This window comes from Caballeronia sp. NCF2, from assembly GCF_023631205.1.
Taxonomy (GTDB): domain Bacteria; phylum Pseudomonadota; class Gammaproteobacteria; order Burkholderiales; family Burkholderiaceae; genus Caballeronia; species Caballeronia zhejiangensis.
On the sequence record NZ_JALQDN010000019.1, the window covers coordinates 140,568 to 159,988 of the forward strand.

Here is a 19,421-nt window from a genome sequence, read left to right on the forward strand (position 1 = left end):
GTTGTTCCTTTGTTGCGCCGTTCTCGCTGCGGCTATAAAGGTTCGACGTTGCGGTTCGATCCAAAGTTGAGGTGCTGCACGGCAGGTGCGTAAGACTTTCGCGAGACCGGGCGCCCTGCCGCGCCCGTCCGCGATTCTATCCTCAAGCCTTGCGTCAGGCCAACTGGAATTTTCCGACGAGCGACTTGAGCGCGCGCGCCTGATCGTCGAGCGATTGCGCGGCGGCCGCCGCCTGTTCGACGAGCGCGGCGTTCTGCTGCGTGTTCGCGTCCATCTTCGTGACGGCCTCGCCGATCGACTCGATGCCCGTCTTCTGCTCCGCTGATGCCGCCGAGATCTCGCCCATGATGTCCGTCACGCGGCGCACGGCCTTGACGACTTCCTCCATCGTGGCGCCCGCTTCCTGCGCGTAGGTCGAGCCGTCCGACACGCGCGACACCGATGTATCGATGAGCCCTTTGATCTCCTTCGCCGCCGACGACGAACGCTGCGCGAGACTGCGCACCTCGCCCGCGACGACCGCGAAGCCGCGTCCCTGCTCGCCCGCGCGCGCCGCTTCGACCGCCGCGTTCAGCGCGAGGATGTTGGTCTGGAACGCGATGCCCTCGATCACGCCGATGATGTCGCCGATGCTCTTCGCGCTCGCATCGATGCGCTGCATCGTTTCGACGACGCGGCCCACGACCGCGCCGCCCTTCTCCGCGATCTCCGACGCGCTCGCCGCGAGCGTGCTCGCCTGCTTCGCATTGTCGGCGTTCTGACGCACCGTCGACGTGAGCTGCTCCATGCTGGCCGCGGTTTTTTCCAGCGCGACGGCCTGCTCCTCGGTACGGCGCGACAAGTCGACGTTGCCCGTTGAAATCTCGCTCGATGCCGAAGCGATCGCCTCCGCGCTCGCCGCTATATCGCCGACGGTCGACGACAGTCCCGCCTGCATTTCGGAGAGCGCGTGAAGCATCGACGCGTCGTCGCGACGCTTGAGCTTGACCGGATACGCGAGATCGCCCGATGCGATGCGACGCGCGATGTCCTTCGCATAACCGGGCTCGCCGCCGAGCTGGCCGGCGAGACGCCGCACGACCCATTCGGAGACGACGATCGCGAGCGCGAACAACGCGAGCGTCAGCACCGACACCATCACGAACGACGAATGGAAGATGAACGCGGCGGATTCGATCGTCGCCTTGGCTGCGGCGCCGCGGCGCGCGACGAGTTCATCGACCATCTTTTCGAGCTTGCCCGTTTCGACGAGCAGCGACACGTCCTGCATGCCGACTTGCCAGTTCATCTGCGAGAGATCGAGCGGTTGCTCCTTCACGAGCTTCACGAACGTCCGCAGATTCTCGGCCCACTTGCCGAGCGCGATCGAGAAGTTCTTTTGCTGCGCGAGCGCGTCCTTGTCGGCGTGATCGATGTATTGCGCGAGCTGCGCCTGTTCACGTCCGATTTCGGCGAGCGATTGCTCGATCTGCGCGCCGAGATCGTCGCGCTCTTTCACCGTGCTCGCGGTGAGCAGCATTTTCTGCGACCGGCTCGCGCGCAGCAGATAGCCGCGCGTTTCCTCGGCCGCGCGGCTCGCGACGTAGCCTTGCGTGTAGATGGATTCGGTCGCGCCGTTCAGACGGCTGATCTGCGTGAGCGAAATTGCGCCGATGACGAGCGTGCCCGCGAGCACGAGTCCGAAAGCCAGCCTGAGCGATGCCTTGACTGATAGCGTGCGCTTCGCTTCGTCATGCGCCATGAAGCCCGCGTCTTTTGCGCCGCGTAGCGAAAACAGTTTCATCGATCGAATCCCCGAATTTGTTCTTTGGACTGGGCCGTCGTGAGGCGTGTCCTGGTCTGATCCCTGCCGGGACTACGGCAGGTTTGCGGGCTTTCTTGAGCCTTTTTTTAGCAGGAGCGCACGTTCGTTCGCTCCGCCGTCGCTTCTTATAACCGGCCAAAAAACCTTGCGTGCGACGAAATCGCAGCTTGATTCGCTGCCGATCCTGTCCGATTCGCGACAAAGCTTGGCAGGACAACGCGTCGGGGACAGCCTACACTTGTCAGAAATTCAGTCTGCGCATAAATGTCGCACTGACAAAAGATCGATTCCGAGACGCTTTCCTGCTTTCACAAGCCATCACTATGCAAACGAGCATCGACAAGGGCGCTTTGTCGCCTTCCGGCGCATCGGCCGGCGCTTCCGCCAACGCTTCTGCAAACGCTTCCGCCGCGACATCAGCGGGCGCGCAACGCACCGTTTATTCCGTTCTGGGCGCGATCAGCTTTTCGCACCTTTTGAACGACATGATCCAGTCGCTGATTCTGGCGATCTATCCGATGTTCAAGAGCGAATTCGCGCTCACGTTCGGACAGATCGGCCTCATCACGCTCGTGTATCAGGTGACGGCTTCGCTGCTGCAACCGCTCGTCGGCCTGTACACGGACAAGCATCCGAAGCCGTATTCGCTTCCGGTCGGCATGGGCTTCACGCTGTCGGGTCTCTTGCTGATGTCGGTCGCGGGCAGCTTCGGCACGCTCTTGATCGCGGCGGCGCTGGTCGGCTGCGGATCGTCGGTGTTTCATCCGGAATCGTCGCGGGTGGCGCGCATGGCGTCGGGCGGCAAGCACGGTCTCGCGCAGTCGCTCTTTCAGGTCGGCGGCAACGCGGGTTCGTCGTTGGGTCCCTTGCTCGCCGCGCTGATCGTCATCCCGCACGGGCAAAAGAGCATCGCGTGGTTCTCGGTGGCCGCGCTCGTCGCGATGTTCGTGCTGGCGAATATCGGCCGCTGGTACAAGCGTCATCCGGCGACGAAGAAGGGCCGCGCGCAGACCGCGCACGCGACGCTGCCGCGCAACAAGGTCGTCATGGCGATGAGCGTGCTCGTGCTGCTCGTGTTCTCGAAGTACTTCTATCTGGCGAGCATCACGAGTTACTTCACGTTCTATCTGATCAGCAAGTTCGGCATCTCGGTGCAGGCCGCGCAGATCCATCTGTTCGTGTTCCTCGCGGCGGTGGCGGCGGGCACGATCATCGGCGGTCCGGTCGGCGACAAGGTCGGGCGCAAGGCGGTGATCTGGGTGTCGATTCTCGGCGTCGCGCCGTTCACGCTCTTGATGCCTTACGCGAACCTGTTCTGGACGGGCGTGCTGTCGGTGATCATCGGGCTCGTGCTGGCATCGGCGTTCTCGGCGATTCTCGTGTATGCGCAGGAACTGATTCCGGGCAAGGTCGGGATGGTCGCGGGCTTGTTCTTCGGATTCGCGTTCGGCATGGGCGGCGTGGGCGCGGCGGTGCTCGGGCATCTCGCGGATGCGACCAGCATCGATTATGTGTACAAGGTTTGCGCGTTCCTGCCGTTGCTGGGCGTGTTGACGGTGTTGTTGCCGAAGACGCATGAGGGGAAGGCGAAGGCCTGAGCGCACGCGATGACGATAACAACGGGCACGCCGGACCGCGTGCCCGTTGTGTTTTGGGCGCTCAGTTTCCCAACGCCTCCCTCACCTGCATCAACGCGCCCGGATCCTCGATCGTCGGCAGCTCGCCCGGATCGCGCCCTTCCGCCAACGCCGCGATCGCGCGTCGCAGCAGCTTCCCCGAACGCGTCTTCGGCAGCATCGTCACGAAATGCACGCGCGCCGGACGCGCGATCGCGCCGAGCTGCGAATCCACCGCGTGACACAACTCCGCTTCCATGCCCTCGCGCGCGCCCGGCGCATTGATGCGATCGGCATCGCGCAGCACGACGAACGCCGCGGCCGCCTGCCCCTTCACGGAATCGGCGATGCCGACCACCGCGACCTCCGCGACCGCCGGATGCGCCGACAACGCCTCTTCGATCTCGCGCGTGCCGAGCCGATGCCCCGCCACGTTGATGACATCGTCGGTGCGGCCGAGGATCGACACGTAGCCGTCCTCGTCCTGCACACCCCAGTCGAAGGTCGAATAGACCATCTGATTCGGCACGCTCTTCCAGTACGTGTCGACGAAGCGCTGGTCGTCGCGCCACACCGTCTGCATGCAGCCCGGCGGCAGCGGATACGCCAGCGTGACGACGCCCTTCTCGCCGGGCGCGCAGGCATCGCCGGTCGCTTCGTTGCGCAGCGTGAGATTGAAGCCCATCGACGGTACGCCCGGCGAACCGAGCTTCGACGGCAATTCTTCGATGCCGCGCGGAATCGCGATCATCGGCCAGCCGGTTTCCGTCTGCCAGTAATTGTCGATGACGGGCTTTTTCAACGCGCTCTGGATCCAGTGCGCAGTCGGCTCGTCGAGCGGCTCGCCCGCGAGAAACAGCGTGCGCAGGCTCGACAGATCGTATTTCTCCATCAGCGCCGGATCCTGCTTCTTCAGCACGCGGATCGCGGTCGGCGCGGTGAACATCAGATTGATCTTGTACTGCTGGACGAGCCGCCACCAGATGCCGCCGTCGGGACGAATCGGCGTGCCTTCGTACATCACGGTCGTGAGGCCGGCGATCAGCGGCGCATAAATGATGTAGCTGTGCCCCACGACCCAGCCGATGTCCGATGCGGTGAACATCGTGTCGCCCGGCGCGCCCTGAAAGACGTGCTCCATCGATGCGGCGAGCGCGACCGCGTAACCGCCGACATCGCGCTGCACGCCCTTCGGCCTGCCCGTCGTGCCGGACGTGTAGAGCACGTACGACGGCTCGTTCGATTCGAGCCATTCGCACGGCACGTGCGCGTCGAAAAATTGCTCGCGCAGCGGTTCGTACGCGACGAGATAACTCGCCTGCAAGCGCTCGGGCGCGAGTTGCCGGTCGATCAAGAGCACTTGCGGCACCTTGTATTCGGCGCGCGAGAGCGCTTCGTCGACGAGCGGCGTGTAGTCGATCACCTTGCCCGCGCGCGCGCCGGCATCGGCGGTGACGATGAGCGCAGGCTCGGCATCGTCGATGCGCGCCGCGAGATTCGGCGCCGCGAAGCCGCCGAACACGACCGAGTGGATCGCGCCGATGCGCGCGCACGCGAGCATCGCGAAGAGCGCTTCGGGAATCATCGGCAGATAGATGAGCACGCGATCGCCCTTCTTCACGTGCAGCGAGCGCATGACGGCTGCCATGCGGTTCACTTCCGCGTGCAGCTCGGCGTAGGTGTAGCGGCGCTCGATGCCCGTTTCCGTCGATACGTAGACGAGCGCGTCCTGTTGCGCACGCGACGCGAGATGCCGGTCGACGGCGTTATGGCACAGATTGGTCTTGCCGCCGACGAACCACCGCGCGAACGGCGGCTTGCTGCGGTCGAGCACCCGCTCGAACGGCGTCTGCCAGTGAATGCGACGGGCCTGTTCGGCCCAGAACGCTTCGGGCTCGTCGATCGACCGTCGATACGCTTCTCGGTAAGTCGGCATGCGCGTCCTCTGCAAAGCGGCGTTGGCTGAGCCCTGAGCATAGAGCAGCCGTCCAACCCGCGCCAGACCGGGCGCGCCCTGATCGGTCCGGCGCGTCAGAGCGCCCGGGTTCGCGCTGCGGCGCGGCCCTCGGACGCGGTGTGCTTGAGCAGCACCGGCGCAAGCTCGCCCGCGACGCGCATGCTCGACACGACGACCGTTCGTACGCCGCATCCGTCCGTCAATGCGCGCAGCGTTTCTCGCGTGCTCGCGCGCGCCTCGATGCGCGGTTCGATCAGGATCAGGCCGCGGCAGTACGCGGCCAGCATCGCGCGATGCGTGCGCATCCACGCGGCGCGCAGACGGGCGTCGTCGGCGGTTTCGTTTGCGTCGTGCTCGGCCACGAGAACGAAAGGCGTCGCGAGGGACACGAGACGGCGCATCTGCGCGCCCCATGCGAACGCATAGCCCGGTTTCACGGCGCGCGGACGCAGGCGCACGAGCGGGAATCGGCTCGCGTCGAAAAGACGCTCGTCGAGTTCGATGGATTTCGGTGCGAGGTCGGCGGCGTTCACAGCGGTTTCGGACTCCAGTGGTTGAGCGCGGCGACGAGCGACGGCCAGCGGGAACGCCGCGGCACCACGCGTTTCTTGGGCTGCGTGGCGCGTGGCGCGCGGCGAGCCGATTCCTGCGCCGCCTGCGCCGCCTGCGCCGCCTGCGCCGTCGCCTCCGTCCACGCGCGGCGCGTGGTTTCGAGCACTCTCGCGGCGTTCGCCGAAACAGCGCAACGCTCGCCCCGCTCGCCGCTTTCGGACGCCGGGCGCGCTTCGCCCATCGTGCCGATGGCGGTGAAATCGTTGGTCATGTCGTCGGGCCTCCTGTGTCTGCCTCACGGTGTGCGAGTCATTGTATTGAGAATCATTCTCAACTACAAGCAGGATTTTCGACGATGCGCGGCCCGTGGAAAGCCGCGTCCGCGTGGGACTCGGCGCTCGATCAGCCGGCAGCGCGGAGAAAGCGCGACAAAATGCCCGACGAGTAAGTCGCGGCGATCGACGTCAGAAATTCGGTGAACGATAGCGGCGCGGGGGCGTCCGCCGCATCGGAAATGGTCCGCACGACCGCGCACGGCACGCCGTGCTCGTAGCAGACCTGCGCGATGGCCGCGCCTTCCATTTCGACCGCGAGCGCGTCGGGCAGCGCGTCGCGCAAGCCGAAGAGCGCGTCGTGGCCCGCGATGAAGCGATCGCCGCTCACGATCAGCCCGCGATGCACGCGCGGCCCGGCGACGGCGAAGCGCTCCGTCAGCGTACCGCCCTCGTCGGCGATGAACGCATCGGCGGCGGCGGCGAGCGCATCGGAAAGCGCGCGATCGGCGCCGAAGCGCGCGCGGTCGAGCAGCGGCACTTCGTAGCGCGGAAAGAGCGGCGATGCGTCAAGATCATGCTGCAGCAAAGCATCGGCGATGACGACATCGCCCACTTGCACGTCCGCCCGCACGCCGCCCGCGACGCCTGTGAAGACGATGGCATCGGTTTCGAACACATGGATGAGCGCGCTCGCGGTCGCCGCCGCCGCCACCTTGCCGATGCGCGCGAGCGTGACGACGGCCGGCAGCCCATGCGCGTCGCCGACGTAATACTCGCGCTGGCCGAGCGTCACGGTGCGAACTTCGCCTGCCGAGCGCATCTGCGCGATGAGGTCGCCCAGTTCCTGCGGCAGCGCCGCCATGATGCCGAGCCGCTTCGTCTTCATTCGACGGCCTGCAGTTTCGCCACGGCCAGCGCGAGCCACTTTTCGCCGTGGCGCTTGAAGCGCACTTGCGCGCGCGCGTCGCCGCCCGAGCCTTCCAGCGCGGTCACGGTGCCTTCGCCGAACTTCGTATGGAACACGGCCTGGCCGACCTTGAAGCCGGATTCCGCCGCGCGCTGCTCGTTGGCGAACGACGGCAATGCCGCGCTGGCGCCCTGATCCCGCGCATAGCCGGAAGAACCGCCGCGCTCCTGTCCGGGACGCGCAAACCAGTCGCGGCCCCAGCCGGCGTTGTCGGCGCGTCCGCCCCAGCGCGCGCCCGCCTCCATCTTCGGCGTGAGCCACTTGAGCGAGCCTTCGGGCAATTCGTCGAAGAAACGCGAACGGATGTTGTAGCGCGTCTGGCCGTGCAGCATGCGGCTCTGCGCGAACGACAGATAAAGCCGCTCTTTCGCGCGCGTGATCGCCACGTACATGAGACGCCGCTCTTCCTCCAGCCCGTCCGATTCCTGCGCGCTGTTCTCGTGCGGGAACAAGCCCTCTTCCAGCCCGGTGATGAACACCGCCGTGAATTCGAGGCCCTTGGCCGCGTGCACGGTCATCAGTTGCACGGCGTCCTGGCCGGCCTGCGCCTGGTTGTCGCCGGCTTCGAGCGATGCGTGCGACAGGAAACCGGCGAGCGGCGTCATCGTGTCGGGATTCTGCGCGGGATCGGCGATGCCGGGCGCATCGAGCACTTCGATCTCGCCGTCCTCGCTGACGATCTCCGGCAACGCCGACGCGCCCGGACGCAGCGGAATGGAGCGCGCGGGCGTATCGAGCCCGTAGCCTTCCTCGCTGACGAACGCCGCCGCCGCATTCACGAGTTCCCGCAAGTTCTCGAGCCGATCCTGGCCCTCGCGCTCGGTTTCGTAGAACGCGGCGAGACCGCTCGCGCGCACGACGTATTCGACGGTTTCCGGCAGGCTCATCTGCTGCGTTTCGGCGCGCATTTTCGCGATGAGCGTCGCGAATGCGCCGAGGCTCGTGCCCGCCTTGCCGGTGACGTACGGCACGGCGGCGGCCATCGAACAGTTGTAGAGACGCGCCGCGTCGGCCACTTGCTCGATGGAGCGCGCACCGATCCCGCGCGTCGGGAAATTGACGACGCGCGCGAACGCGGTGTCGTCGTTCGGATTGTCGATGAGACGCAAATACGCGAGCGCATGCTTCACTTCCTGCCGCTCGAAGAAGCGCAGACCGCCATACACGCGATACGGAATGCCCGCGTTCACGAGCGTATGTTCGATGGTCCGCGACTGCGCGTTGCTGCGGTAAAGCACCGCGACCTCGCCGCGCGACACGCCCGTATTGATGAGCGCCTTGATTTCCTCGACGATCCAGCCCGCTTCCTGCGAATCCGTTGCGGCCTCGTAGACGCGCACCGGCTCGCCGTGTCCCGCGTCGGTGCGCAGATTCTTGCCGAGCCGGTTGGCGTTGTTGGCGATCAGATAGTTCGCGGTATCGAGAATATGGCCGTGCGAGCGATAGTTCTGCTCCAGCTTGATGAGATTGCGCACGCGGAATTCGCGCTCGAAATCGTGCATGTTGCCGACGTTCGCGCCGCGGAACGCGTAGATCGACTGGTCGTCGTCGCCGACCGCGAAGATCGCGTTGTGCTCGCCCGCGAGCAGCTTGAGCCACGCGTACTGCAGCTTGTTCGTGTCCTGAAACTCGTCGACGAGAATGTTGCGAAAGCGCGCCTGATAATGCGCGCGCAGCGGCGGATTGTGCGCGAGGAGTTCATAACAGCGCAGCAGCAGCTCGGGAAAATCGACGACGCCTTCGCGCTGGCATTGCTGATCGTAGGCTTCGTAAAGCTCGACGAACTTGCGATTGAACGCATCGGTGGCGTCGACGTCTTTCGGACGCAGGCCCTGCTCCTTCGCGTTGTTGATGAAGTACTGCAGATTCTTCGCCGGATACTTCTCGTCGTCGACGTTCAGGCCCTTCATCAGCCGCTTGATCGCGGACAGCTGGTCGGCCGTGTCGAGAATCTGGAATGTCTGCGGCAGGCCGGCGTCGCGGTAATGCGCGCGCAGCATGCGGTTGCACAAGCCGTGAAACGTGCCGATCCACATGCCGCGCGTATCGATGGGCAGCAGCGCGGACAGGCGCGCCATCATCTCGCGCGCGGCCTTGTTCGTGAAGGTGACGGCGAGCACGGTCGGCGGCGACGCGTAGCCCTGCTGGATCAGCCACGCGATGCGCGTGATGAGCACGCGCGTCTTGCCGCTGCCGGCGCCCGCGAGAATGAGCGCGGGCTCGTCCGGGAGCGTCACGGCGGCGAGTTGTTCGGGATTCAGATTCGCGAGCAGGTCGGGCATGGGAAAGAGGCGTCGAGGTAAGCGAGCATTATAAATGTCCGGTTCTTCGACGACTTTCCGCGTCGCCCATCGCAGCCGACACTCGATTACGGCGCAGACGGCCTACTTTCCATGGATTGTTGCATTTTCTGGGCCGCGTCCGCGCCTAGCGTATTTCGCACACGTCCGTTCACAAGCGTGTTCAGAAATTTGTCATCGAAGCCATTCGCCACTTTCCAGGCGTCCCGATCCCGCTCGAACACGAATTCGCCCTTGAGCTGCACGTATGGCATCGCACCGATAACGCTCAACAGATTGTCCTTATAGTCGACCAAAACCGGACATGCGTAGGAATGATCATCGATCCTGCGGCAATCCGCTGCCGGAAGCACGCCGATGACCCTCGCTTCCATCGTCCTCGGCACATCTTCCCCGTACACCGGTTTGTGATACGACGGCGACCGTCTGCCCATGCGATCGTCGATTCCCTTGATTCCCGCGATGACCGCCGCGCGAATCGCGTCGCGGCCGAGCGGGGCGCCCAGCGCCTTGTTCAGCCCGGCCTCGTTGTAGCGCGCGGCCACGTATTCGTACGGATAGGTGTGCACTTCGAACTCACCATTCTTTTCCCTGGGCCGGATCACGTAGCCTATGGGGCTCGTCGCCTCCCCCGCTTTGATGACCGCTGTGCAACCGCGCGATCTGTCGCCATCGTCGTAGCCCACTTCCTGGAAATCCGAAAATCGTGGCGTCAAATCGCGGTCATCGTTCAGCGACAGGCCCGGACGCTTCGTGGCGAGATCGGTCTTCGATTGGACGCCGATCCGGAACAGCGCGTCCTTCGTGCTGGTTGCCGCGCAGGATGGCGTGCTTGCCGACCAGAGAGTGTAGGCCCCGACCGCCGCGAAGATCACGCAAAACGCCGATGCGTATCCGATCATGCGACGTTTCACCTTCTTGCGCGTGCGCGCGGCGAACGCCGCGAATGGCGCCCGGAAACGCGGGTCGATCTGCCCGACGACCGACTCGTACTGCAACAAGTCCTCAGGCGCCTTGTCCGTCTCCAGCGTTTCCACGAAACGGACCGCCGCCGCTTCCGCCGCTTGCTCATCCAGGAAACCTTCTTGAATGAGCCAGTCGAGCATCGCGCGCGCGGAATCGAAGCGCAGGTCGATCTCCGACATCTGGTCCATCGACTCTAGCACCCGCAGGGCCGTTTTATCGTCGATATAGCCGCAACTATTCAACACTGCCAAGGTCTGCAAGCGGACCATGCCCGCGACGCTAACCTTCTGACACTCCTGATCTGTGGTCATCTCGCCCCTTTCTCTTGCGCCACTCGTGCCGGATGCACGCGTGCGAATCCGCCAGCGTAGAACCATGGCTTTTTGCGATACAGGGACAGAGCGCGCTTTTGACAATTACTTCCAGATATCGCTCTTACGGGGCACTCGGGCACCGTACGAGTAGGCCACGTGGGCACCGCTATAATTGACGGATTCCCTGCTTTCAGATCTAGACGAACGACGACATGAGCGACAACACACTGGCAAAAAGCTTCGAGCCTCAAAACATCGAGTCCCAATGGGGCCCGGAATGGGAAAAGCGCGGATACGCCGCTCCCACGTTCAAGGAAGGCGCGAAGAATTTCTCCATCCAGTTGCCGCCGCCGAACGTCACCGGCACGCTGCACATGGGGCACGCGTTCAACCAGACCATCATGGATGGCCTGACGCGCTATCACCGCATGCTGGGCGAAAACACGCTGTGGGTGCCGGGCACGGACCACGCGGGCATCGCGACGCAGATCGTCGTCGAACGCCAGCTCGATGCGCAAGGCATCTCGCGCCATGACCTCGGCCGCGAAGAGTTTCTGAAGCGCGTCTGGGCGTGGAAGCAGCAATCCGGCTCGACCATCACGAATCAGGTTCGGCGTCTGGGCGCATCGATCGACTGGTCGCGCGAATACTTCACGATGGACGACAAGATGTCGGCCGCCGTGCGCGACGTGTTCGTCACGCTCTATAAACAAGGGCTGATCTATCGCGGCAAGCGGCTCGTGAACTGGGACCCGGTGCTCGGCACCGCCGTGTCCGATCTCGAAGTCGTGAGCGAAGAAGAAAACGGCAGCCTGTGGCACATCAACTATCCGCTGCCGGACGGTTCCGGTCATCTGACGGTCGCGACCACGCGCCCGGAAACCATGCTGGGCGACACCGCCGTGATGGTGCATCCGGAAGACGAGCGTTATCAGCATCTGATCGGCAAGACGGTGACGTTGCCGCTATGCGATCGCGAAATCCCGATCATCGCCGATGAATACGTCGATCGCGAATTCGGCACCGGCGTCGTCAAAGTCACGCCCGCGCACGACTTCAACGACTATGCCGTCGGCCAGCGCCACAAGCTGCCGCAGATCGAAATTCTCACGCTCGACGCGAAGATCAACGACAACGCGCCTGAAAAATATCGCGGCATGGATCGCTTCGACGCGCGCAAAGCCGTCGTGAAAGATCTCGAAGCGCTCGGCCTGCTCGAATCCGTCAAGCCGCACAAGCTGATGGTGCCGCGCGGCGACCGCACCAACGTGGTCATCGAACCGATGCTGACGGACCAGTGGTTCGTCGCCATGAGCAAGCCGGCGCCCGAAGGCACGTTCAATCCGGGCAAGTCGATCACGGAAACGTCGCTCGATGTCGTGCGCAACGGCCAGATCAAGTTCGTGCCGGAGAACTGGACGACCACCTACTATCAGTGGCTCGAAAACATCCAGGACTGGTGCATTTCGCGCCAGTTGTGGTGGGGCCATCAGATTCCCGCGTGGTACGGCGAGAACGGCGAGATTTTCGTCGCGAAGACCGAAGAAGAAGCCCGCGCCGAAGCCGACGCGCAAGGCTACAAAGGCGCACTCAAGCGCGATGAAGACGTGCTCGACACCTGGTTCTCGTCCGCGCTCGTGCCGTTTTCGTCGCTCGGCTGGCCGAACGAGACGAAGGAACTGAAGGCGTTCCTGCCGTCGTCGGTGCTCGTGACAGGCTTCGACATCATCTTCTTCTGGGTCGCCAGAATGGTGATGATGACCACGCATTTCACCGGCAAGGTGCCGTTCGACACCGTCTATGTGCACGGACTCGTGCGCGACGCCGAAGGCCAGAAGATGTCGAAGAGCAAGGGCAACACGCTCGACCCGATCGATATCGTCGATGGCATCGACCTCGAATCGCTCGTCGCCAAGCGCACGACCGGCCTCATGAATCCGAAGGCCGCCGCGCAGATCGAGAAGAAGACGCGCAAGGAATTCCCCGAAGGCATTCCGTCGTTCGGCACCGACGCGCTGCGCTTCACGATGGCCTCGATGGCCACCCTCGGCCGCAACGTGAACTTCGATCTCGCGCGCTGCGAGGGTTATCGCAACTTCTGCAACAAGCTCTGGAACGCCACGCGTTTCGTGCTGATGAACTGCGAGGGCCACGATTGCGGTTTTGCGAATCCGGGCGCGTGCAAGCCAGGCGATTGCGGCCCTGGCGGCTACACGGATTACTCGCAGGCGGATCGCTGGATCGTGTCGCTGCTTCAGCGCGTGGAAGCCGAAGTGGAAAAGGGTTTCGCGGACTATCGTTTCGACAACGTCGCGAGCGCGATCTACAAATTCGTGTGGGACGAGTACTGCGACTGGTATCTCGAACTCGCGAAGGTGCAGATCCAGACCGGCACGCCCGAGCGGCAGAGGGCGACGCGTCGCACGCTCTTGCGTGTGCTCGAAACGGTGCTGCGCCTCGCGCATCCGATCATTCCTTTCATCACGGAAGCGTTGTGGCAGAAGGTTGCCCCTCTCACCGACGCCTTCCCGCAAGGCGCGAAGGAAGGCGAAGTCTCGATCATGACGCAGCCTTATCCGCGCGCCGAGCAGAAAAAGATCGATGAATCGTCAGAACAGTGGGCTGCCGAACTGAAGAGTGTCATCGATGCATGTCGTAATCTACGTGGCGAAATGAATCTGTCGCCCGCGGTGAAGGTGCCGTTGCTCGCGCACGGCGACGCGGCGCGCCTCACCGCGTTCGCACCGTATATCGCTGCCCTCGCGCGTCTTTCCGAAGTGAAAATCATCGACGACGAAGCCGCCCTCGACAAGGAAGCTCATGGCGCGCCCGTCGCGATCGTCGGCACGAGCAAGCTCGTGTTGAAAGTCGAAATCGATATCGCCGCGGAACGCGAGCGCCTGACCAAGGAAGTGGACCGTCTGACGGCCGAGATCGCAAAATGTAACGCGAAACTCGGAAACGAAAGCTTTGTTTCAAAAGCGCCGGCCGCTGTCGTTGAACAGGAGCGTAAAAGGCTGGCAGAATACGGAACCACTATCGAGAAGCTTCAGGCCCAATTATTGCGTCTGCCTGCTTGAATTTGAGGGTTCGAATCATTTATCGATCCGCTCCGTCTGTCTCGACGTTTCATTGATTAAGAGGATCAGGGTCATCACATGCTAAAAGTTACCAAAGCGGTTTTCCCCGTCGCAGGTCTGGGCACGCGGTTCCTTCCCGCGACCAAGGCCAGCCCGAAGGAAATGCTGCCTGTCGTCGACAAGCCGCTGATTCAGTACGCGGTCGAAGAAGCAATGGCGGCCGGCATTACCGAAATGATCTTCGTGACGGGACGCAGCAAGCGCGCCATCGAAGATCACTTCGACAAGTCCTATGAGATCGAAGCGGAACTCGAAGCGCGCGGCAAGGACAAGCTGCTCGAACTCGTGCGCAGCATCAAGCCGAGCCATGTCGACTGCTTCTACGTGCGTCAGGCCGAAGCGCTCGGTCTCGGCCACGCTGTGCTCTGCGCGGAGAAGCTCGTCGGCGACAATCCGTTCGCCGTGATCCTCGCGGACGACTTGCTGTACGGCAAGCCGCCCGTCATGTCGCAGATGATCGAAGTCTTCGATCACTATCACAGCTCGGTGATCGGCGTCGAAGAAATCCCGCCGGAGGATTCGAAGTCCTACGGCATCATCGACGGCAAGGAATGGGAAGACAACATCTTCAAGCTGTCGGGAATCGTCGAAAAGCCGGAACCCGCCGTGGCGCCGTCGAACCTGGGCGTAGTCGGCCGGTACGTGCTGAAGCCGCGCATCTTCGATCACATTCGCGCGCTGAAGCCGGGCGCGGGCGGAGAACTGCAACTGACGGACGCGATTCAATCGCTGCTGTCGGATGAGCAAGTGCTCGCGTACAAGTATCAGGGCACGCGCTTCGATTGCGGCAGCAAGCTCGGCTATCTGAAGGCGACGGTCGAGTTCGCGCTGCGTCATCCGGAAGTGAAGCAGGAATTCGAGGAATATCTGCGCAATCGCGCGCCGATTCTCGAAGACTGACTTTCTGGCCGGATCGGATGAAAAAAATGCCCGTCACCTGCGTGACGGGCATTTTGCTTTTGGGCGTTTGCTTGTGCGTTCGTTGGCTTCAACGCCGGCGCATCAGGAAGATGAACGTCTTGTCCTGTGCGGTCGATTCGACGATCTCGTTGCCGGTCTGCTTCGCGAAGGCCGCGAAATCGCGTTGCGATCCGGGATCGGTCGCGAGCACTTTCAAAATCTGACCGCTCGTCATGTCGGCGAGCGCCTTCTTTGCCCGCAAAATCGGCAACGGGCAGTTGAGCCCGCGCGCGTCGACTTCCTTGTGAACTTCCATCGCGATTGAACCTTTGTTTGCCGGTGAGGGGAGCGCTCGTGAAGGTTCGATTTTAACGCAGAGGTCAAAACTCCACCGCCCGCCCACTCTCATAAGCCTGCCGCATCGCAATACCAATGCGCGTCGCCTCTCTTGCATCGTCGAGCGTCAGCCCCGTCGGCTGCCCTTGCCGAAGCAACCCGACGAACGCCTGCGCCTCGCGCAAAAACGCATCCTCGAAGCGCTCGAAGAACGTCGGCGTGCAGGCATTGCGCACGCCCTGCGCATCCGCGATTTCCACGCGATTCGCCCGCGGATTGCGTCCCACCGACAGCGCGCCCGCCGTGCCGATCACTTCCGTCTGCGTGTCGTGCCCATGCGCCATCGTCCGCGACGCATACAGCACCGCGAGCCGTCCGTCATCGAACTCGATCGTGCCCACGCCATTGTCGATGTCATTGCACTCGCGCAAGCCTTCGTGAATCGCGATGGTTCCGCTCGCATACACGCGTTTCGCGCGCGGATTGCCGAGCAGCCAGCGCGCAAGATCGATGTCGTGCACGCTGCAATCGAGAAACAGCCCGCCCGATGTCGGCGCGAATCGCACGAAGAAGCCATCGGGATCGTTCTTGTCGCAGGTCTGCGAGCGCACCATGAACGGCCGGCCGATCGCGCCGCTCGCGACGCGATCGAACGCATCGCGATAGCTCGCATCGAAGCGCCGCACGAAGCCGATCATCACTTGCAGATGCGGATGCCGCGCGTGCTCTTCGATCACCGCGTCGCATTCGGCGAGATCGAGCGACAGCGGCTTCTCGCAGAACACATGCTTGCCCGCGCGCAACGCGGCGATGATCTGCCGCGCATGCAGCGACGTCGGCGTGACGAGCCACACGGCATCGACGGAGGCATCGGCGAGCAGTTCATCGTAATCCGCATAAAGCGACAACTCGGGAAGACTCGACGAAGCCCACTCGCGCTCGTCCACAACCGGACTGCACGCCGCGACGAGTTTCGCGCCCGGCACGCGCCACGCGAGATTCTCCGCATGCCGGCGCCCGAGCCGCCCCAGTCCGGCGATACCGAAGCGCACCGCGCTCATGCGACGTTCTCCCCGAGCTTGACGATGCGCTTCTCGCGCCACGACAAGGTCGCCGCTTCGGCGAGCTCCAGCGCCTTCAGGCCATCGGCGACGGTGGTTCGCACCGGTTTGCCGTTGCTGACCGCATCGAAGAAATGCGCGATTTCCGCCGCATACGCTGCGCGATAACGTTCGAGAAAGAACGCCTCGGGCTTGTCGCTCGACACCGACGCCGACGTGTACGCGGTGACTTCCGTCGGCCGCACATTGCCCGCCTGCAGCATGCCCGCGCTGCCGAGCAGCTCGAAGCGCTGATCGTAGCCATACGCCGCGCGCCGCGCCGTATTGATCTGGCACAGACGCCCGCGCTTCGTGCGGATCGTGACCGCGGTCGAATCGATATCGCCCGCTTCGGCGATGGCCGCATCGCTCAAGCAACTGCCCGTCGCGTGCAGCGTGTCGGCTTCGTCGTCGAGAATCCAGCGGAAGATGTCGAAGTCGTGAATCAGCATGTCCTTGAAGATGCCGCCCGAATGCAAGATGTACTCGACCGGCGGCGCGCCCGGATCGCGGCTCGTCACGATCAGCATTTCCGGATCGCCGATCTCGCCCGCGTCGATACGCGCCTTCAACGCCGAGAACGTCGGATCGAAGCGACGCTGAAAGCCGATCATGCAGACGACGCCCGCCTTCTCGACAGCATCGGCGCACGCGCGCGCACGCTCGGTCGTGAGATCGACGGGCTTCTCGCAGAACACATGCTTCTTCTGCGCCGCCGACGCCAGAATCAGATCCGCGTGCGTATCCGTGCTCGAACACACGACGGTCGCGCCGACGGAGGCATCGCCCATCGCGCCATCGACATCGGCGACGGTCGCGCCATGCGCTTTCGCGAGCGCGGCGGCCGCGTCGCGATTCACATCGACGACGTATTTCAGACGCACGCCCGGTTGCCGCGCGAGATTGGCCGCGTGAATCTTGCCGATGCGCCCCGCCCCAAACACCGCCACATCAATCGTCATAGCCACCTGTCTCCTTGGATTCCTCAACGTTCAACTCGAGCCGGTACGCGAGCGCGATGAACAACGCCTGGCACAGGCAAATGGTGCTCGTGAGCGAGCGAAACGCGAATGCGCTGCCCTCCTTCACGAACAGACTCGCGCTCGCGTGACGCGCGAGCGGCGAAAGCTGGCTATCGGTGATGACGAGGGTCGCCGCGCCGTGATGCTGCGCGGCGCGCACGCAATATTGCGTCTCCTTGCCGTAGGGCGCGAAGCTGATCGCGATCACCACGTCTCCCTTCTTCACGCTGCGCACCTGTTCGCGAAACATGCCGCCGAAGCCCGAGATCAAATGCACGCGCTTCTTCGTGTGCTGCAATGCATAGACGATGTAGCTCGCGACCGCGAACGACCGGCGCACGCCGATCACGTAGATGTTCTCCGCCTGCGAAAGCATCTCGACGGCGGCTTCGAACTGCGCGTCGTCGAGACCGGCTTCGAGCTCGTCGAGACCCGTGCGGCTCGCCGCGATGAACTCGCGCGCGACCGACACGCCGGACGCATCGCCCGCCTTCTCGTCGATGAGCTTGCGTATGCGCTGCTGATACGTCTGCTGCGAACCGCCCGCGCCCGTGTACGCCTGCCGGAACACGGCCTGCAAGTCGGAGAAACCGGAGAAACCGAAGCGCTGCGCAAACCGCACGACCGCCGACGCATGCACGCCGCACGCGTTGGCGATATCGCTCGTGCGATCCATCATCACGCTTGGCCGATGCTGCTCGATATACGTCGCGACGCTCTTCAGCTGGCGCGGCAGCGAGTCGTAGGCGTCGGTGATCCGCTGCATCAGTTCGTCGACGCTTTGCACGTCGGTGCTGGTCTCATCCATCACAGGCTCTTTCGATGTTCGTCGTGAACCGATTATAGGAACACGGCAAGCAAATTGGAATGTATTTTCCATTTGCCGCACCAATGAAATTTCTATTGCAGGCCACCGAAAACTGACCTACTCTTGGTCCTGAGCACGGCACATCGAAGGGTCGGCTCGCGAAACATCACACCAAACAACAACCGAGATAGGTGGAGACAATGACCATTTGCAACGGTCGGGCCGCGCTGCGCGCGCTGGTGGCTGCTGCTGCGTTGTGCAGCGCATCGATGATGGCGGCGAGTCCCGCACACGCGGCGCCCGACGCGAAGTTCGTGCTGATCAGCCACGCGCCGGACTCGGATTCCTGGTGGAACACCATCAAGAACGCGATCAAGCAGGCCGACGAAGACTTCAACGTGCAGACGGACTACCGCAATCCGCCGAACGGCGATATCGCGGACATGTCGCGCCTGATCGAGCAGGCCGCCGCGCGCAACTACGATGGCGTCATCACGACCATCGCCGACTTCGATGTGCTGAAGAGCGCCATCAACAAGGTCACGGCGAAGAAGATTCCGCTCGTCACGATCAACTCGGGCACCGAGGAACAGAGCGCGCAACTGGGCGCGATCATGCACGTCGGCCAGCCGGAATATGTGGCGGGCAAGGCGGCCGGCGAGAAGGCGAAGGCCGCGGGCGTGAAGTCGTTCGTCTGCGTGAATCACATCGCGACGAACACGGTGTCGTTCGATCGCTGCAAGGGCTTCGCGGACGCACTCGGCATCGACTACAAGGCATCGACGATCGATTCGGGACAAGACCCGACCGAGATTCAGTCGAAGGTATCGGCGTATCTGCGCAATCATCCGGATACGGGCGCGATCCTCACGCTCGGACCGACGCCCGCATCCGCGACGCTCAAGGCCGTCACGCAAATGGGCCTGCAAAACAAGGTGTATTTCGTGACTTTCGACTTCTCGGACGACATCGCGAAGGCCATCAAGGACGGCACGATCAAGTTCGCGATCGATCAGCAGCCGTATCTGCAAGGCTATATCCCGGTGGCCGTGCTCGCGATCGTGAAGAAGGAACATACGACCGATCCGGCGAAGATCCGTCAGCTTCTGGAAGCCAATCCGAAGTTCAAGGCGCGCCTCGAAACCTACGGATTGCAGCCGTCGTACGGACCCAAGAACATTCGTTCGGGCCCGGGTTTCATCACCAAAGAAAATCTCGACAAGGTCGTGAAGTACGCGGGTCAATATCGTTGATCCCGGCGTGACCTGATTCGGGCGGCGCTTCGCGCACCGCCCGCTTTTATCGACGTTCAGCGCGCCTTGCTGCGTCCGTTCGCGGACGCGGCGGCGACGCGCGCATCGGTA

General features: G+C 63.3%; 15 protein-coding genes. 4 read left to right on the forward strand and 11 right to left on the reverse strand.

Annotated elements, in window-relative coordinates; all coding sequences use genetic code 11:
- Positions 1 to 154 precede the first annotated feature (154 nt).
- Positions 155 to 1,783, reverse strand: a complete 1,629-nt coding sequence (locus tag NCS02_RS09560) for a methyl-accepting chemotaxis protein (RefSeq protein WP_250523009.1) — start codon at positions 1,781 to 1,783, stop codon at positions 155 to 157.
- Positions 1,784 to 2,127: 344 nt separating this feature from the next.
- Between NCS02_RS09560 and NCS02_RS09565 the strand changes: the two genes are divergently transcribed.
- Positions 2,128 to 3,402: an MFS transporter gene (locus NCS02_RS09565; protein ID WP_008341940.1), complete on the forward strand. Its 1,275-nt coding sequence runs from the start codon at positions 2,128 to 2,130 to the stop codon at positions 3,400 to 3,402.
- 61 nt (positions 3,403 to 3,463) lie between these two features.
- On the opposite strand, the gene NCS02_RS09570 is transcribed toward NCS02_RS09565, so the two are convergent.
- From NCS02_RS09570 to NCS02_RS09595, 6 genes are all read right to left on the reverse strand, one after another.
- A complete protein-coding gene (locus NCS02_RS09570) occupies positions 3,464 to 5,356 on the reverse strand; it encodes a propionate--CoA ligase (RefSeq protein WP_250523010.1) in 1,893 nt (630 codons plus the stop codon).
- Positions 5,357 to 5,451: 95 nt separating this feature from the next.
- Positions 5,452 to 5,910, reverse strand: a complete 459-nt coding sequence (locus tag NCS02_RS09575) for a hypothetical protein (protein WP_008341944.1) — start codon at positions 5,908 to 5,910, stop codon at positions 5,452 to 5,454.
- Positions 5,907 to 6,200 carry a hypothetical protein gene (locus NCS02_RS09580; RefSeq protein WP_250523011.1) on the reverse strand — a complete coding sequence of 98 codons (294 nt, stop codon included), beginning with the start codon at positions 6,198 to 6,200 and terminating at the stop codon, positions 5,907 to 5,909. Before NCS02_RS09580 ends, NCS02_RS09575 begins: the two co-directional genes overlap by 4 nt.
- A gap of 131 nt (positions 6,201 to 6,331) precedes the next feature.
- Positions 6,332 to 7,090 carry a 5'-methylthioadenosine/adenosylhomocysteine nucleosidase gene (locus NCS02_RS09585; protein ID WP_250523012.1) on the reverse strand — a complete coding sequence of 253 codons (759 nt, stop codon included), beginning with the start codon at positions 7,088 to 7,090 and terminating at the stop codon, positions 6,332 to 6,334.
- Positions 7,087 to 9,453 carry a UvrD-helicase domain-containing protein gene (locus tag NCS02_RS09590; protein ID WP_250523013.1) on the reverse strand — a complete coding sequence of 789 codons (2,367 nt, stop codon included), beginning with the start codon at positions 9,451 to 9,453 and terminating at the stop codon, positions 7,087 to 7,089. The genes NCS02_RS09585 and NCS02_RS09590 overlap by 4 nt, the downstream gene beginning before the upstream one ends.
- A gap of 86 nt (positions 9,454 to 9,539) precedes the next feature.
- Positions 9,540 to 10,748 carry a hypothetical protein gene (locus NCS02_RS09595; protein WP_250523014.1) on the reverse strand — a complete coding sequence of 403 codons (1,209 nt, stop codon included), beginning with the start codon at positions 10,746 to 10,748 and terminating at the stop codon, positions 9,540 to 9,542.
- A 215-nt stretch (positions 10,749 to 10,963) separates the two neighbouring features.
- On the opposite strand from NCS02_RS09595, the gene NCS02_RS09600 reads away from it, so the two are divergent.
- Positions 10,964 to 13,831, forward strand: coding sequence for a valine--tRNA ligase (locus NCS02_RS09600; RefSeq protein WP_250523015.1), 2,868 nt, complete (start codon positions 10,964 to 10,966; stop codon positions 13,829 to 13,831).
- A gap of 78 nt (positions 13,832 to 13,909) precedes the next feature.
- Positions 13,910 to 14,791 (forward strand): UTP--glucose-1-phosphate uridylyltransferase GalU, encoded by an 882-nt coding sequence (gene galU, locus NCS02_RS09605; protein ID WP_008341953.1) that lies wholly within the window; start codon positions 13,910 to 13,912, stop codon positions 14,789 to 14,791.
- Positions 14,792 to 14,879: 88 nt separating this feature from the next.
- Here galU and NCS02_RS09610 read toward each other — a convergent pair whose 3' ends face one another.
- The 4 genes from NCS02_RS09610 to NCS02_RS09625 all read right to left on the reverse strand — a co-directional run bounded on the left by NCS02_RS09610 (position 14,880) and on the right by NCS02_RS09625 (position 18,057).
- Entirely contained in the window at positions 14,880 to 15,107 is a 228-nt protein-coding gene (locus tag NCS02_RS09610) for a sulfurtransferase TusA family protein (protein WP_008341954.1), read from the reverse strand.
- 64 nt (positions 15,108 to 15,171) lie between these two features.
- On the reverse strand, positions 15,172 to 16,188 hold the full coding sequence (locus NCS02_RS09615) for a Gfo/Idh/MocA family protein (RefSeq protein WP_250434921.1): 1,017 nt from the start codon (positions 16,186 to 16,188) through the stop codon (positions 15,172 to 15,174).
- Positions 16,185 to 17,189 carry an inositol 2-dehydrogenase gene (gene iolG, locus NCS02_RS09620; protein ID WP_008341957.1) on the reverse strand — a complete coding sequence of 335 codons (1,005 nt, stop codon included), beginning with the start codon at positions 17,187 to 17,189 and terminating at the stop codon, positions 16,185 to 16,187. The genes NCS02_RS09615 and iolG overlap by 4 nt, the downstream gene beginning before the upstream one ends.
- On the reverse strand, positions 17,179 to 18,057 hold the full coding sequence (locus NCS02_RS09625) for a MurR/RpiR family transcriptional regulator (RefSeq protein ID WP_008341959.1): 879 nt from the start codon (positions 18,055 to 18,057) through the stop codon (positions 17,179 to 17,181). Before NCS02_RS09625 ends, iolG begins: the two co-directional genes overlap by 11 nt.
- A gap of 200 nt (positions 18,058 to 18,257) precedes the next feature.
- Between NCS02_RS09625 and NCS02_RS09630 the strand changes: the two genes are divergently transcribed.
- The gene (locus NCS02_RS09630) at positions 18,258 to 19,310 is read left to right on the forward strand and encodes a sugar ABC transporter substrate-binding protein (protein ID WP_008341961.1); all 1,053 of its coding nucleotides are present in this window, start codon (positions 18,258 to 18,260) and stop codon (positions 19,308 to 19,310) included.
- Positions 19,311 to 19,421: the final 111 nt, after the last annotated feature.